General features: G+C 72.3%; 12 protein-coding genes. 7 read left to right on the forward strand and 5 right to left on the reverse strand.

From position 1 onward, the window contains the following. Positions 1-160 precede the first annotated feature (160 nt). Positions 161-355 (forward strand): hypothetical protein, encoded by a 195-nt coding sequence (locus tag ABT247_RS03610; protein ID WP_350737295.1) that lies wholly within the window; start codon positions 161-163, stop codon positions 353-355. 105 nt (positions 356-460) lie between these two features. Here the strand turns inward: ABT247_RS03610 and ABT247_RS03615 are convergent, their stop codons facing one another. Next, positions 461-1180 (reverse strand): phosphatase PAP2 family protein, encoded by a 720-nt coding sequence (locus ABT247_RS03615; protein ID WP_350737297.1) that lies wholly within the window; start codon positions 1178-1180, stop codon positions 461-463. Positions 1181-1357: 177 nt separating this feature from the next. Then, positions 1358-2533, reverse strand: coding sequence for a C40 family peptidase (locus ABT247_RS03620; RefSeq protein WP_350737422.1), 1176 nt, complete (start codon positions 2531-2533; stop codon positions 1358-1360). A gap of 248 nt (positions 2534-2781) precedes the next feature. Between ABT247_RS03620 and ABT247_RS03625 the strand changes: the two genes are divergently transcribed. From ABT247_RS03625 to ABT247_RS03650, 6 genes are all read left to right on the forward strand, one after another. Beyond that, positions 2782-3132 carry a DUF8827 family protein gene (locus tag ABT247_RS03625; RefSeq protein ID WP_392902644.1) on the forward strand — a complete coding sequence of 117 codons (351 nt, stop codon included), beginning with the start codon at positions 2782-2784 and terminating at the stop codon, positions 3130-3132. A 166-nt stretch (positions 3133-3298) separates the two neighbouring features. Continuing rightward, positions 3299-4114: a DUF8175 domain-containg protein gene (locus ABT247_RS03630; RefSeq protein ID WP_350737304.1), complete on the forward strand. Its 816-nt coding sequence runs from the start codon at positions 3299-3301 to the stop codon at positions 4112-4114. Further along, a complete protein-coding gene (locus tag ABT247_RS03635) occupies positions 4104-5378 on the forward strand; it encodes a hypothetical protein (RefSeq protein WP_350737307.1) in 1275 nt (424 codons plus the stop codon). The genes ABT247_RS03630 and ABT247_RS03635 overlap by 11 nt, the downstream gene beginning before the upstream one ends. 7 nt (positions 5379-5385) lie before the next feature. Continuing rightward, complete coding sequence (locus ABT247_RS03640) at positions 5386-6972, forward strand: SCO6880 family protein (protein WP_350737309.1); 1587 nt, start codon at positions 5386-5388, stop codon at positions 6970-6972. 133 nt (positions 6973-7105) lie between these two features. Next, on the forward strand, positions 7106-8455 hold the full coding sequence (locus ABT247_RS03645) for an ATP-binding protein (protein WP_350737312.1): 1350 nt from the start codon (positions 7106-7108) through the stop codon (positions 8453-8455). A gap of 274 nt (positions 8456-8729) precedes the next feature. Further along, positions 8730-10529 carry a bifunctional metallophosphatase/5'-nucleotidase gene (locus ABT247_RS03650; protein ID WP_350737315.1) on the forward strand — a complete coding sequence of 600 codons (1800 nt, stop codon included), beginning with the start codon at positions 8730-8732 and terminating at the stop codon, positions 10527-10529. 104 nt (positions 10530-10633) lie between these two features. On the opposite strand, the gene ABT247_RS03655 is transcribed toward ABT247_RS03650, so the two are convergent. From ABT247_RS03655 to ABT247_RS03665, 3 genes are all read right to left on the reverse strand, one after another. After that, positions 10634-12127: a HAMP domain-containing sensor histidine kinase gene (locus ABT247_RS03655; RefSeq protein WP_350737318.1), complete on the reverse strand. Its 1494-nt coding sequence runs from the start codon at positions 12125-12127 to the stop codon at positions 10634-10636. After that, complete coding sequence (locus ABT247_RS03660; RefSeq protein ID WP_350737321.1) at positions 12124-12894, reverse strand: response regulator transcription factor; 771 nt, start codon at positions 12892-12894, stop codon at positions 12124-12126. Before ABT247_RS03660 ends, ABT247_RS03655 begins: the two co-directional genes overlap by 4 nt. An 88-nt stretch (positions 12895-12982) precedes the next feature. Next, the gene (locus ABT247_RS03665; protein ID WP_350737324.1) at positions 12983-14179 is read right to left on the reverse strand and encodes a S1C family serine protease; all 1197 of its coding nucleotides are present in this window, start codon (positions 14177-14179) and stop codon (positions 12983-12985) included. Positions 14180-14315 lie beyond the last annotated feature (136 nt).

The following is a 14315-nucleotide window of genomic DNA, read 5'->3' on the forward strand; positions in this document are numbered from 1 at the left end:
CATCCTCGCGACAACCCCCTCGGGCCCGACTGCCCTGCCGGGACACCACCGGGTGGGCAGAGCTCTTTCCGGGCAAACGAGTTGGGGCGCCGTCGGTTACGGGACGGACCGGAACCGGGCGGTTGGCGAGCCGGCCGCCTGGCGCGTTACCGTGAACCACGTGCACAGTGAGCTGCCGGCCCAACCCGGCAACGCCCGGATGCCCGAGCACCGCGTCGCGGTCAGCGAACGCGGTTCCTTCGCCTTCGCGACCTGCAGCTGCGGCTGGTACTCCGCCGCCCGCCGGTCACGCGACCTGGCCCGCCGCGAGGGCCACGGCCACCTCGCCGAACACGGCGGCGGCGAGGTGCTCTAGACCAGGACTCCGAGGGGGTCCGCCCCGGTGGCCCCGGTGGCCCCGGTAGCCCCGGTAGCCCCGGTGGCCCCGGTAGCCGTGGACCGCCGCGGGCCGGCCGGGTGCTCAGGCCGCGAGGTCCGACTCCGGCGGCTGCTCCTCCGAGCGCACCGCCCCGCGTCCGCGCCGACGGCCCCGCGGGGCGCCGCCGCGAGCCGGGCCGCCGCGCTCCGGCGCCCGGATGAGCGGGGCGACGGCGGTGCGGCTCAGCGCGTGGCAGAACGGGACCAGCACCGCCATCGCGATCGGTGCCAGCAGCAGTACCACCGCCACCGCGAGAGCGAAGCCCCCGATCACGTCCGTCGGGTAGTGGACGCCCATGAACATCCGGCAGAAGCCCTGCAGCAGGGCCAGTCCGCCGGCGATCCAGCCGAGCTTCCGGTTCACCAGGAACAGCGCCACCGCGACGGCCATCGTCATGGTCGAGTGGTCGCTCACGAAGGAGTGGGTGCCCGCCTTGCCGTCTACCAGCACCAGCAGCCCTGGGTGGTCGACGAAGGGCCGCGGACGGTCCACGATCGCGGCGATCGGCAGGTTGGCCAACTCGGCGACGGCCACCGACAGCGGCACCCAGAGCAGGCCCGCGATCGCCACCGGCGCGTCCGGCCGGCGCCGGGCCTGCAGCCAGGCCACCAGCCCGAGCAGGGCGAGGCCGATCAGGATGCCGTACTCGCCCACCCAGGAGACCAGGTGGTCCAGCCACCGCGGGGAGTCCTTGGCCAGGCCGTTGACGGCGTAGAGCAGGCCGAGGTCGGGATTGGTCGTGTCGGCAAGCGGCGTCGACACGCCGTACCTCCTTCTGGTCCGCAGCAGCTGGTCGTTCCGGCCGGGGCCCGCCCGGCGCGATGAGCTGACGAGGGGCCACCGGATAGAACGTCATCTCCGGGGCACAGCGTTCCACGGAAACGCGCGGTTATGGAAACTTGACTCAGCGTCCACAGGGCACACACAGAACCGCCCGGATCAGCCGCCCGGGACGGGGCGGCCGGGCGCGGTGGGGGCGGGTGCGGTGGGGGCGGGTGCGGCGGCGACCGCGGGGCGTGCCGGCGGGGCCGGCTCGACGACGGCGGCCCGGGCGGCGGCGGGCGCCGACGGGGCCGTCGTGCCCGGGCGGCTCGGGGCGTTGACCGCCCCGCTGTCGTTGCGGGTCGGCAGCGCCTGGGCGCCGTCCGAGGTGACCCGGGTCGCCCCGATGTACTCCCTGGTGTCGATCTTGTCGTACCGGATCACCGCCCCGGTGTGCGGAGCGTTGATCATGTAGCCGCCGCCGACGTAGATGCCCACGTGGTGGATGCTCCGCGGATCGCTCAGGTCCGTCGCCCAGAACACCAGGTCACCCGGCCGCAGCTGGTCGCGCGACGGGTGCGGGCCGGCGTACCACTGGTCGTTGGCCACCCGGGGCAGGATGATGCCCACGCTGGCGTAGGCGGCCTGGGTCAGCCCCGAGCAGTCGAACCGCCCGTTCTGCGAGGGCAGGCCCTCGCCGCCCCACAGGTACGGCGTGCCGAGCTTGGTCTGGGCGAAGTAGATCGCGCCCGCCGACTGCGCCGACACCTCCACCGGTGCGGTCGGCGCGGTGAAGCTGCGGGCCATCGCCTGGATGTTCCGCACGTACCCCTGGGTCTCCCGGTACGGCGGGACGCCCCTGTTGCTCGTCACCGCGTACGGCCCGGCGTTGTAGGCGGCCAGCATGTTGGCCTGCGGGTCGCCCGGGACCCCGGCGACGTCCTTCGCGAGCGCGCAGTCGTAGGCCGCCGCCGAGGCGATCGCGTCGTACGGGTCCCAGACGTCCTTCCTGCCGTCCCCGTCGCCGTCCGTCGCGTACATCGGCCAGGTGCCCGGCATGAACTGCGCCATTCCCTGTGCCCCGACGCCGGATTGGGCCCGCGGGTCGAAACCGCTTTCCTGGTACAGCTGTGCCGCGAGCATCGGCGGGGAGATCTCCGGGCAGAGGGATCCCCACTTCTGGATCGCGTCCTGGTAGGCGGCCGGAACGGTTCCCGGGGAGAGGGCGGAACGATTCACCTGCTGCTGCGGCGTCCCACTCGCCGCAAGCGTCCCCATGGTCACCAGGCCGATGAGCCCGAACGCGACAACTCCCGCAGCGGCGGCGGCCGTACCGGCCTTCCGGAGTACCATCAGCACCATCCCGACGAATCGTCAGTCGAAGTGTCCCGGAAGGCGTTGCTCACCGCAATCATCAGAGATACAAAGAGTGAGCGCTATCCTTCGTACGGTGGACATCCTCGCGTACGTGTCCGACGCCTCACGACCAATCCGCGAGAAGTAGCCAAGTCGACATCAGATCTGGCCAAGAATAGGTACCGACCCTTCGCGCGGGCCGGGTCCGGGCCCTTGAATTTGCCTGATCGGGCGGTGAGATGGAAATGAACCTGAGCAGCGTGCACACCTATGCGGTCGGCCACCTGGCCGAGGACCCACCCAAGAAGCCGAGCATCGACACCATCATCGGCGGAATCGCGCCGGACTGGGGCCCGTTCGCGAGCCTCGGCTCGGAGGCCCGCGTGATGGTCGAGGTCATCATGGCCATCGCCATCCTCGTCTGCCTCGGCCTCGCCGTCTGGGGTGCCGCCAAACAGCGGATCGGCGCCACCGCGATGCGCGACAGCTTCGGCGCCGAACAGGGCAAGGGACTGATCATCGCCGGGCTGACCGGCGTGTTCATCATCGGATCACTCGGAACTCTGTTCACCATTGTCTACGGCATGGCGATCTGACCATCGGACAGCAGTGACCCGGCTCGCCTGAGGACAGGTCTCCGCCCCCACCCCACCGGCGGCCGAGCCGCCCGGGAGTCCACCCCGTCCCCACCCCCCGTCCGCGCCCGCCCCCGGACGGAGGGCCCCCGGAGCCGCCCAGGCTCCCCGCACCAGGAGGGCCGCCGTGCCGTTGTCCGACGACCAGCCGCACACCCGTACGCGGCTGCCGGTCGGCGACCAGCCCGCGACCCCGCCGACCCTCGGTCAGTCCCGTCCGGTGCGCGCCCTGCTGGCCGTCCTGGTGGTCGTCACCCTGCTCGTGGTGGCCGTCGCCATCGCCAACCGCGGCAAGCCCGACCCGGGCGCCGGCGGCAGCTCCGCCGACCGCGCCGCCCCCAGCGCCCCCTCGGGCGCCGGCCCGGCCCCCAGCGGCGACCAGCCCGTCGGCACCACCGCCAACGGGATCGCCACCGGCTTCCCGCACACCGAACAGGGCGCCCAGTCCGCCGCCACCAACTACGCGGTGGCGATCGGCTCCGCGGACATGTTCCGCACCGACAGCCGCCACACCATCGTCGCCACCATCGCCGACCCGGGCGCGGTGGGGGCGCTGCAGAGCCGGCTGGACCAGGGCTTCGGCGGCGACACCGCCGCCCGCTACGGCCTCGACACCCAGGGCCGCGCCCCCAAGGGCCTCACCTTCGTCAGCCGGACCGTCCCGGTCGGCGCCAAGTCGACCGGCTACACCGACGGGGACGCCAAGGTCGAGGTGTGGTGCACCGGCCTCACCGGCCTCGCCGGCCAGAGCTCCGTCCAGCCGGTGACCGCGAACTGGTTCACCCTCACGCTCTCGCTCCACTGGACGGGCAGCGACTGGAAGCTCGCCGACTTCGCCAGCAGGCAGGGCCCCGCACCGATGCCCGGGGACCAGCAGGCCGCCACCGCCGATGAGATCACCGGCGCCGTCCAGCAGTTCGGGGGGTTCCGCTATGCCCGTTGACCAGACCTCACGAGGCTCCACCGCACGCCGTGCGGGCACGGTGGCGGGTGCGCTGGCCACGCTGCAGGTCGCGGCGGTGCTCGCGGCCCAGCGGGTGTTCGCGGACCCGTCGCCGACTGCGACGCCCACCTGTCAGAAGGTCGACCTCCCGATTCCGGGCAGCGACGCCGGATGTGCTCCCAACGGCGCGGTCGTCATTCCCGGGAGCGGCACCGTCAACAGCGTGACCGACCCGCTCGGGTCGCTCGCCAAGGGCTGTGCCCAGGCGGCGGCGTGGGTGGTGCGGAACCTGTCGGGGGCGATCGACGGGACGACGCAGGTGGACTTCACCAACGCGTCGTTCCTGCAGCAGTACGCCGTGGTGTTCGCGGTGTCCACGGTGATCACGCTGGTGCTGTGGCTGCTGGCGGTGACCAAGCGCGCGGTGCGCGGGGCGCCGTTGACGACGGCGATCTCGGAGGCGATCGGCTTCCTGTGGCTGACCGTGGTGGCCTCCGCGTTCACGCCGCTGATCCTGTTCACCGTGGTGAGCGTGACGGACGGGCTGACGAAGGCGATCGCGGTCGGGACGAAGTCGGACACCGGGACGTACCTGGGCGCGTTCGCCGACACCCTGGAGAAGGGGAACGTCGGCGGCGGCCCGCTGATCCTGGTGATCGTGTCGCTGGTCGCGGTGCTGGCGGCGGCGGTGCTCTGGATCGAACTGGTGATCAGGGCGGCGATGCTGTACGTGGGCGCGCTGCTGGGGACGGCGGTGTACGCGGGGCTGGTGGACCGGCAGCTGTGGAAGCACGTGCGCCGGTGGGCCGGGATGATGCTGGCGGTGGACCTGGCGAAGCCGATCATCGTGATCATCCTGGGGCTGGCGGGCGCGGTGGCGACGGGGGCCGGGGCCAACGACGACTTCGCCCGGGTGCTGTCCGGGCTGGCGATCCTGTTCCTGTCGATCTTCGCGAGCGCCGCGGTGTACCGCTTCGTCCCGACCTTCGGCGACGAGATGCTGAACATGCGCCGGGCCCGGGCCAGCGCCGTCCAGGCCGGCTCGGCGATGATCAACGGCACCGCGAACCTGATGAAGCAGGGCATCACCACTCACGGCGACCGGGGCCAGGTGGCGGGTGCGGGCGGCGGGGGTGCGGGCGGCGGCTCGGTCGCGCCCGGCATCGCCGCGCACGCCGGCCGGACTCCGGCCCCACCGCAGCAGGCCGGGCCGCCGCAGGCCCCGGTTCCGATCCGCGACAGCAACCCAGCGAAGGGAGGGTGACGGGTAAGTGAGCAGCGAACCGCTCGGCCAGTACGGTGCCCAGTACGCCCAGCCGTACGTGCACCAGCGCCGCACCTACCTGATCGGCAAGGCCCGCCCGAACGCGCCGATCGGCCGGAACCGGGAGTCCGGGGAGATCCTACTGATCATCTTCGGGGCGTTCCTCGGCATGCTCTGGGGTCTGCTGATGCCCGTCCTGCCGCTGCGGATCGGCGGCCTGGTCGGCCTGCCCCTGCTGGCCATCGCGGCGGTCTACGTGCCGTACCGCAAGCGGACGTTCTACAAGTGGGCGGAGATCAACCGCACCTACCGGCGGACGGTCCGCAGCGGGCGCGCGGTGTGGCGGTCGGACGCGATGGACGCCGGCACCCGGTTGGACGGCCGTGAGGTGGAGATCGGACCGCCGCCCGGGGTGGGGCGGCTGCGCTGGCTGACCGCGCCGTTCGGGCCGGACGAGGTCGGGGTGCTGATGCACCTGGAGCGGCGGACGGTGACGGCCGCGATCGAGATCGAGGGCCCGGGCGTGGGCCTGCGGGACTCGGAGGACCAGGAGGCCCTGGTCGACCGGTTCGGCACGCTGTTGAAGCACGTGGCCAACGGGGACGGCTTCGTCACCCGGCTCCAGATCCTGGCCAGGACGCTGCCGGCCGACCCGGACGCGCACGCCAAGGACGTCGAGCGGCGCGGTGACCACGACGCCCCGCGCTGGCTGCAGGAGTCGTACGACCAGCTGCAGTCGATGGTGTCGACCTCCTCGGAGCAGCACCGGGCGTACCTGGTGGCCTGCATGCACTACACCCGCGACCTGGCCGCCGAGGCGCACGCGATGGGGCGCAGCGCCTACGAGAAGCGCGGTGGCGGACGGTCCCGGGACGACGACGGGCTGGCGGCCGTGATGGCGCGCGAGCTGACCGACATCTGCGCCCGGCTGGCCGAGGCGGACATCCGGGTGCGCCAGCCGCTGGGCCAGGCCCGGCTGTCCTCGCTGCTGCACTCGATGTACGACCCGGACCACCCGATCGACCACATCCAGGCGATGTCCCGGCGCAACGCCTGGCCGGCGGAGCTGGACGCGACCCACCCGCAGTACCTGCAGGCGAAGACCCGCGAGTCGGCGACCCGGGAGCCGTGGTGCCACGCGACGGCGTGGATCAAGGAGTGGCCGCTCACCCCGGTGGGCGTCAACTTCCTGGCGCCGCTGCTGGTGCACACCCCGGACGTGATCCGGACGGTGGCGGTGACGATGGACCTGGAGCCCACCGACGTCGCGATCGAGCGGATGCTGACCGAGAAGACCAACGACGAGGCGGAGGCCAGTCGCGCGGCCAAGATGAACCGCACGGTCGACCCGCGCGACCTGGCCCACACCGGCCGGGTGGATCAGCGCGGTGACGACCTGGCCTCCGGTGCGGCCGGGGTGAACCTGGTCGGCTACATCACGGTCTCCTCGCGCAATCCGGAGGCGCTGGCCCGCGACAAGCGGACCATCCGGGCCTCGGCCGGCAAGAGCTACCTCAAGCTGGAGTGGTGCGACCGCGAGCACCACCGCGCGTTCGTCAACACCCTGCCGTTCGCCACCGGCATCCGCCGCTAGCGGGCGGGTGCCGTCGGCCCGGCTGTCGCGCTCGCCCGCCGCACCCGTCCACCCGCCGCCCCCGTCCACCCGCCGTACCAAGTCCACCCGCCGCATCCGTCCACCCCCCACCGCTGACACCAGGAGGCCGCTCATGGGGCTCGGCAACCTCACCGACGCGTTCACCAGCCTGATGTTCGGCAAGGTGGAGACCACCCGGCTCCCGGTGCGCACCTCCACCGGCCAGGCGCAGGCCGTGTACCTCCCCACCGCCGCCCCGGGGTTGGGCGACTCCGGCGTGATCATCGGGCGGGAGGTGTACAGCGGCAAGGGGTACGTGTACGACCCTTTCCAGCTGTACGGGCAGCAGCTGCCGGCGCCGCACTGGCTGGTGCTGGGGGAGTCCGGGAACGGCAAGTCGGCGCTGGAGAAGACGTACGTGCTGCGCCAGTTGAGGTTCCGTGACCGCCAGGTGGTGGTGCTCGACGCGCAGGGCGAGGACGGTGTGGGCGAGTGGAACCTGATCGCCGACGCGCTGGGCATAAAGTCGATCCGGCTGGATCCGATGGCGGCCCGGGACGGCGGGGTGAAGCTCAATCCGCTGGACCCGGCGATCACCCAGACAGGCCAGCTGTCGCTGCTGCGCACCATCGTCGAGGTGGCGATGGGGCGCGGTCTGGAGGAGCGGGCCGGCTTCGCGCTGAAGGCTGCGCACGCTCATGTGGTGGCCTCGGTGACGGACCGCCAGCCGGTGCTGGACGACATCATCGAGACCCTGCGCAGCCCCGAGCTGTCCTCCGTGGAGTCGCTGGGCGTGGCGGTGGACGAGGTGCAGTCCTGGGGCCTGGACGTGGCGCTGGTGCTGGACCGGCTGGTCGACGGTGACCTGCGCGGCATGTTCGACGGTCCGACCACCGACGGCATCGACCTGGACGCCCCGCTGATCGTGTTCGACCTCTCGCACATCGACCGCAACTCGATCGCGATGCCGATCCTGATGGCGATCGTCGGGGTGTGGTTGGAGCACACCTGGATCCGGCCGGACCGGAAGAAGCGCATCTTCCTGGTCGAGGAGGCCTGGCACATCATCAACAGCCCTTTCGTGGCGCAGCTGTTCCAGCGGCTGCTGAAGTTCGGGCGCCGGCTGGGCCTGTCCTTCGTCGCGGTGGTGCACCACCTGTCCGACGTGGTGGACGGCGCGGCGGCCAAGGAGGCCTCGGCGATCCTGAAGATGGCCTCCACCCGGACGATCTACATGCAGAAGGCCGAGGAGGCGCGGGCCACCGGCCGGGTGCTGGGCCTGCCGCGCTGGGCGGTGGAGATCATCCCGACCCTGTCGCCCGGCATCGCGGTCTGGGACGTCAACGGCAACGTCCAGGTGGTCAAGCACATCATCACCGAGACCGAGCGGCCGCTGGTGTACACCGACCGTGCGATGACCGAGGACGCCGTGGCCGAACGGGTGCGGGCGGAGCGGCAGTTGGCGGCCGAGCCGGGCGTCTGACGCAGCCGGGCCGGGCGTCTGACCCGGCCGGGCCGGGGGGACCCGACGCGATGGGAGCGGCCTCTGCACGGCCCCTGCACGGCCCGTGCACCGCCCCTGCGTGGTCCGCGCACCGCTCGGACGGCGACGGTTCGTCAGCAGGTAATCGTCTTGTTACGTTCCACGTCCTGACAGCTACGCGCGTTGACCCTAGGCTGCACACGCACGACTCACGCCCGAACACCGGTGCTGTCCCGCCACCGGTCCTCCCTCCGACGCGCAGGGGAACCCCTTCATGCTCACCGTCAGATCCCGACGGACGGCGCTCGCCGTCGTCGCCGCCGCTGGTCTGCTCGGCACGGTGGCCGTGCCGACGGCCGCCCAGGCCGCCGACGCCAACGCCAAGCGTCACAAGACCGTCAACCTCCAGCTGCTGGCGATCAACGACTTCCACGGCAACCTGGAGCCCCCGGCCGGGTCCTCGGGCACGGTCAAGGAGATCGACCCGGCCACGGGCAAGGAGGTCTCCACTCCTGCCGGCGGCATCGAGTACCTGGCCACCGAGCTGCGCAAGGCCCGGATCCCGGCCGACGACTCGATCACCGTCGCGGCCGGCGACATCATCGGGGCCAGCCCGCTCACCTCCGCGCTCTTCCACGACGAGCCGACCATCGAGGCGATGGACAAGCTCGGCCTGGACGTCACCTCCGTGGGCAACCACGAGTTCGACGAGGGCGCGCAGGAACTGCTGCGCATGCAGGAGGGCGGCTGCCACCCCACCGACGGCTGCTACGAGCCCGGCCGGACCTTCAAGGGCGCCAACTTCAACTACCTGTCGGCGAACGTCACCGACGAGAAGACCGGCCGCACGCTGCTGCCCCCGTACTGGGTGACCAAGTCGCAGGGCGTCAAGATCGGCTTCATCGGCGTCACCCTGGAGGGCACGCCGAACATCGTGACCGCCGAGGGCGTCAAGGGCCTGAAGTTCGCCAACGAGGTCTCGACGATCAACAAGTACGCCGCGGAGCTGAAGTCCAAGGGCGTCAACTCGATCGTCGCGCTGGTCCACGAGGGCGGCTACCCGGCCAGCAGCGTCTACAACTACGACTGCGGCCCGGCCGGCCAGGGCGTCTCCGGCCCGATCGTCGACATCGCGAGGAAGATCGACCCGGCGGTCGGCGCCATCGTCACCGGCCACACCCACAACGCGTACGCCTGCACCATCCCCGACCCCAACGGCGTGCCGCGCTCGGTGACCAGTGCCGCCTCCTTCGGCCGGCTCTTCACCGAGATCGACATGAAGCTGGACAAGACCACCGGCGAGATCGTGCGCCCCTCGGTCAAGGCCGAGAACCACGTGGTGCGCCGCACGGTCGAGAAGGCGCCCGACATGACGGCGCTGGTCGACCACTACCAGAAGCTGGCCGCCCCGATCGCCAACCGGCCCGTCGGCTGGATCGGCTCGGACATCAACGGCCGTGGCAGCAGCGACCTGGAGAAGCCGCTCGGTGACGTGATCGCCGACGCGCAGCTGGCCGGGCTCTCCCCGGCCGACAAGGGCGGGGCGCAGGTCGCCTTCATGAACCCCGGCGGAATCCGCTCCGATCTGGTCTACAAGGCCTCGGGCGGCGAGGGCGACGGCGTGGTGACCTACGGCGAGGCGTTCACCGTCCAGCCGTTCACCAACATGATGCAGGTCAAGACGCTGACCGGGGCCCAGCTGGTGCAGCTGCTCCAGCAGCAGGTCAGCGGCGCCAACGAGGCGGCGCCGAAGGTCCTCCAGGTGTCCTCGAACCTGCACTACACCCTGGACATGCGCAAGACCGGGGCGGACCGGGTCGTCGTGGACTCGATCCGGCTGAACGGCGCGCCGGTCGACCCGGCCGCCAGGTACCGGGTCGCGGCGAACGAGTTCCTGGCCGGCGGCGGCGACGGCTTCCCGGCCTTCGCGGCCGGCACCGACAAGCTCGTCGGCGCCTCCGACCTGGACGTCTTCACGGCCTACCTGGCGGCCCACAGCTCGGCGGCCGCGCCGCTGCAGCCGCCGGCGCAGGACCGGATCAAGGTCCTCGGCCCGGGCAGCGACATCGACTGACCGTGTGCCGGACATGAGGACGGGCGGGGCGCTGTCGGGGCGCCCCGCCCGTCCTGTTCCCTGCCTGTCCTGTTCCCCGCCCGGTGGTGGCCGGGCCGGGAGCGTCACTCCGGCGCGGGACCGCCGGGCAGCCGGACGGTGGCCAGCGCACCCGGACCGCCGTCCTCGGCCGGACCGAGGGTGACCTCGCCGCCCGCCTCCCGGACGCTCTGCGCGACGATCGACAGGCCGAGGCCGGAGCCGGGCAGCTGGCGCGAGGAGGGGGAGCGCCAGAACCGGTCGAACACGTACTGGAGCTCGTCCGGCGGAATGCCGGGGCCGTGGTCGCGCACGGTCAACACGCCCTGCCGCAGCCGGACTTCGATCGTGCCGCCGGGCGGGCTGTACTTCACCGCGTTGTCCAGCAGGTTGATCACCGCCCGCTCCAGGCCGGCCGCGTCGCCGTGCACGTACCAGGGCTCGGTGCTCGTCTCGAAGACCAACCCGGGGCCGCGCAGCTCGGCCCGTTCGACGGCCCGTGCGGCGATCTCGTGGAGGGCCACGACGGCGAGGTTCGGGCCGGCCTTGGGGGAGTCGGGGCGGGAGAGCTGGAGCAGGTCGCCGATCAGGACGGTGAGCTCCTGCATCTGCGCCTTGAGGTTGCCGAGCAGCTTGGTCCTGGTCGCCGGGGGGAGCGGGCGGCCGGTGTCGTTGCTGCGGATCAGCAGGTCGACGTTGGTGCGCAGCGAGGTCAGCGGGGTCCGCAGCTCGTGGCCCGCGTCGGCGATCAGCCGGGTCTGGCGTTCGCGGGAGTTGGCGAGGGCGGTGCTCATGGAGTTGAAGGAGGTCGACAGCCGGGCGATCTCGTCGTGGCCGTGGACCGGGATGGTGGTGCCGACCTCTTCGGTCCTGGCGATGTGCTCGACGGCGTCGGTGAGCTGGTCCACGGGCTTGAGGGCGGAGCGGGCGACCAGGCGGCCGGCGACGGCGGCGAGGAGGATGCCGCCGACGGAGACGGAGCCGAGGAGGACGGCGAGGCCCTGGAGGGAGTCCTCGACGGAACTGGTCGGGGTCGCCACCATCACGATCACCGGTGGGGTCCCCGGGGTCCGGACCGCGGAGATCCGGACCATCGCGGGGTCGCCGTTGGTGTACTGGCCGTCGCGGATGATGGACTGGTTCGCCTTGAGCCGGAGGGCCTTGGTGTCGTCCTTCTGGAGCATGATCGCCCGGGAGGCGGTCGGCGGCAGGCACACCTGGGTCGGGTCCGTCAGGACGTACTGGGTGTCCCGGGGGACGGGGCCGCCGGTGACCTCCGGCGGGCTCGTCTGCACCAGCTGGAGGCTGGCCTCGGGCGTGCTGGGGCACGGGACGTGGAGGATGGCGCGCTGCGGTAGCGGAGCGTTGCGCAACTCCGTCTCCACCTGGCCGTAGAGCTGCTTCTCCACGATGAACCAGCACGCCAGCGCGGACAGCGCGATCGCCACCGCCACCGCCGCCGCGCTCAGGAAGGTGAGGCGGCTGCGCAGGGACCGGGAGCGCAGCCAGTGGACCAGGCGCCGCCGGGGGCCGGGTGGGCGTGGCGGTGCCAGTGGGGGCGGGGGCGGTAGGGCGCTCACGCGCCGGTGCCGGCGGCCGGGCGCAGGGCGTAGCCGACGCCCCGTACGGTCTGGATGAGGCGCGGCATGCCGCCCTGCTCGGTCTTGCGGCGCAGGTACATCACGTACACGTCCAGGGAGTTGGAGGAGGGTTCGAAGTCGAAGCCCCAGACCGCCTTGAGGATCTGTTCGCGGGTGAGGACCTGCCGGGGGTGGGAGAGGAACATCTCCAGCAGCATGAACTCGGTGCGGGTGAGCTCGACCGGCTTGCCGGCGCGGGTGACCTCGCGGGTGGCGGTGTTCATCCGCAGGTCGGCGAAGGCGAGCACCTCGCTCTCGTCCTCGGCGGCGGCGCGGGCGGCGGCCTCGGCGGCGAGGGCGTTGCGGCGCAGCAGGGCGCGGACGCGGGCGAGGAGTTCGTCGAGCTCGAAGGGCTTGGCGAGGTAGTCGTCGGCGCCGACGTCGAGGCCGGTGACGCGGTCGCCGACGGCGTCGCGGGCGGTGAGCATCAGCACCGGGACGGTGTCGCCGCGGGAGCGCATCCGGCGGACGGCGGTGAGGCCGTCCATCCGGGGCATCATGATGTCCAGCAGGACGAGGTCGGGCTTGTCGCGTTCGACGGACTCCAGTGCCTCGTAGCCGTCGGTGGCGGTGTCGACCTCGTACCCCTCGAAGGCGAGGCTGCTCTCCAGGGCGTCCCGGAGGGCGGGTTCGTCGTCGACCACGAGGAGCCGGGCGGAGGGGTGGCCGGCCTCGGCGGGGGTGCGGTCGTCGGCGGACGGGGTCATGGGCTGGTGCCCTTTCTCGTCGGATGGGGTGCCTGCTGGGAGCAATTGTCCGCCTGGCGGACGCCTGCCGGCTGCTACGGGTTCCGGCTCACACGTTCTGGCCGGCTTCGAGCTTCGGCAGGACCTGCTTGATGTCGTTGATCGGGATGGCGAAGCCGAGGCCGACGCTGCCGGCCGTGCTGCTGGAGCCGCCGGCGGTGGAGTTGGCGCCGTTGGGGGAGTACATGGCCGAGTTGATGGCGATGACCTGGCCGTTGGCGTTGATCAGCGGGCCGCCGGAGTTGCCGGGGTTGAGGGCGGCGTCGGTCTGGAAGGCCTTGTAGGTGGTGGTGTCGCCGGTGCTCTGCTGCTGGGGGATGCTGCCGCGCAGGCCGGGCAGGTCGGGGAAGCCGAAGCCGCCGTTGCTGCCGGTGCTGCCTTCGTCGAGTTGCACGGTGACGTCGCGGTTCTCGGCGCTGATGATGCCGGAGGTGACGGTGCCGGTGAGGCCGTCGGGGTTGCCGATGGCCACGACGGGGTCGCCGACGGCCACGGTGGAGGAGTCGCCGAGGACGGCGGGGGTGAGGTTCTTGGCGCCGGTCGCGGTGATCACGGCGACGTCGAGGCCCTTGTCGGTGCCGGTGACGGTGGCGGGCGCGGTGGGGCCGTCCTTGAAGGTCACGGTGATCCGGCCGCCGTTCGCGATCGCGGTGTCGATGACGTGGTAGTTGGTGAGGATCCGGCCGCTGGTGTCGAGGACGACGCCGGTGCCGGTGGCGGTGCCGTTGCCGGTCTTCACGGTGATCTGGACGACGCTGGGCGAGACGGCGGCGGCCACGGCCGGCACGTCGGCGCTGCCGTCGGAGCGGGCCGAGACCGGGCTGGCGACGGTGCCGACGCGGTTGCCGGAGGACTGCCGGTCGGCGGCCACGACCCCGCCGGTGAGCCCGCCGATGACGGCGGCGATCGCGGCGACGGCGGTGACCAGGACGAGCCGGCCGCGCAGCACGCCGCGCCGGGCCCGGCTGCCGCGGCCGGGGCCGTCGGGGCCCGCGGGGTGCCCGAGGAGGGTGGGCGGCTCGGGCGGGACGGGCGGCGGAGGGGGCGGTCCGTCGAAGCCGCCGCCGGAGTGGTCCTCGCGGTAGGCGTACCCGGCGTAGGGGTCGGTGCCGCCGGTGCCCGCGGTGCCGCTGGTGCCCGCCGTGCCGCCGGTGCCCGCGGCGCCGCCGCCGAGGACGGTGCCCTCGATGACGCGGGGGCGGTACGGGTCGTGGTGCTCGTCCGGGTGCTGCTGCTGTTCGTTCATGCCGCCCAAGCTCCGCCCGGCGCATGAGGAGCGGATGAGAAGCGGCTCAGAAGGGTCCGAGAAGCCCGTTGACTTCTCATAAAGCCTGGTCAGGCCGCCGTGGCGGACGGCCGGGCGGCCGGGCGGAGCGGAACCG

The sequence above is a fragment of the Kitasatospora sp. NPDC001539 genome (assembly GCF_040298565.1).
GTDB lineage: Bacteria > Actinomycetota > Actinomycetes > Streptomycetales > Streptomycetaceae > Kitasatospora.

Bases quoted from the DNA above. Each gene is read 5' to 3' on its own strand.
- ABT247_RS03620 (WP_350737422.1), bottom strand. From the start codon at position 2,533: ATGGTACTCCGGAAGGCCGGTACGGCCGCCGCCGCTGCGGGAGTTGTC.
- ABT247_RS03625 (WP_392902644.1), top strand. From the start codon at position 2,782: ATGAACCTGAGCAGCGTGCACACCTATGCGGTCGGCCACCTGGCCGAG.
- ABT247_RS03635 (WP_350737307.1), top strand. From the start codon at position 4,104: ATGCCCGTTGACCAGACCTCACGAGGCTCCACCGCACGCCGTGCGGGC.
- ABT247_RS03645 (WP_350737312.1), top strand. From the start codon at position 7,106: ATGGGGCTCGGCAACCTCACCGACGCGTTCACCAGCCTGATGTTCGGC.
- ABT247_RS03650 (WP_350737315.1), top strand. From the start codon at position 8,730: ATGCTCACCGTCAGATCCCGACGGACGGCGCTCGCCGTCGTCGCCGCC.
- ABT247_RS03660 (WP_350737321.1), bottom strand. From the start codon at position 12,894: ATGACCCCGTCCGCCGACGACCGCACCCCCGCCGAGGCCGGCCACCCC.
- ABT247_RS03665 (WP_350737324.1), bottom strand. From the start codon at position 14,179: ATGAACGAACAGCAGCAGCACCCGGACGAGCACCACGACCCGTACCGC.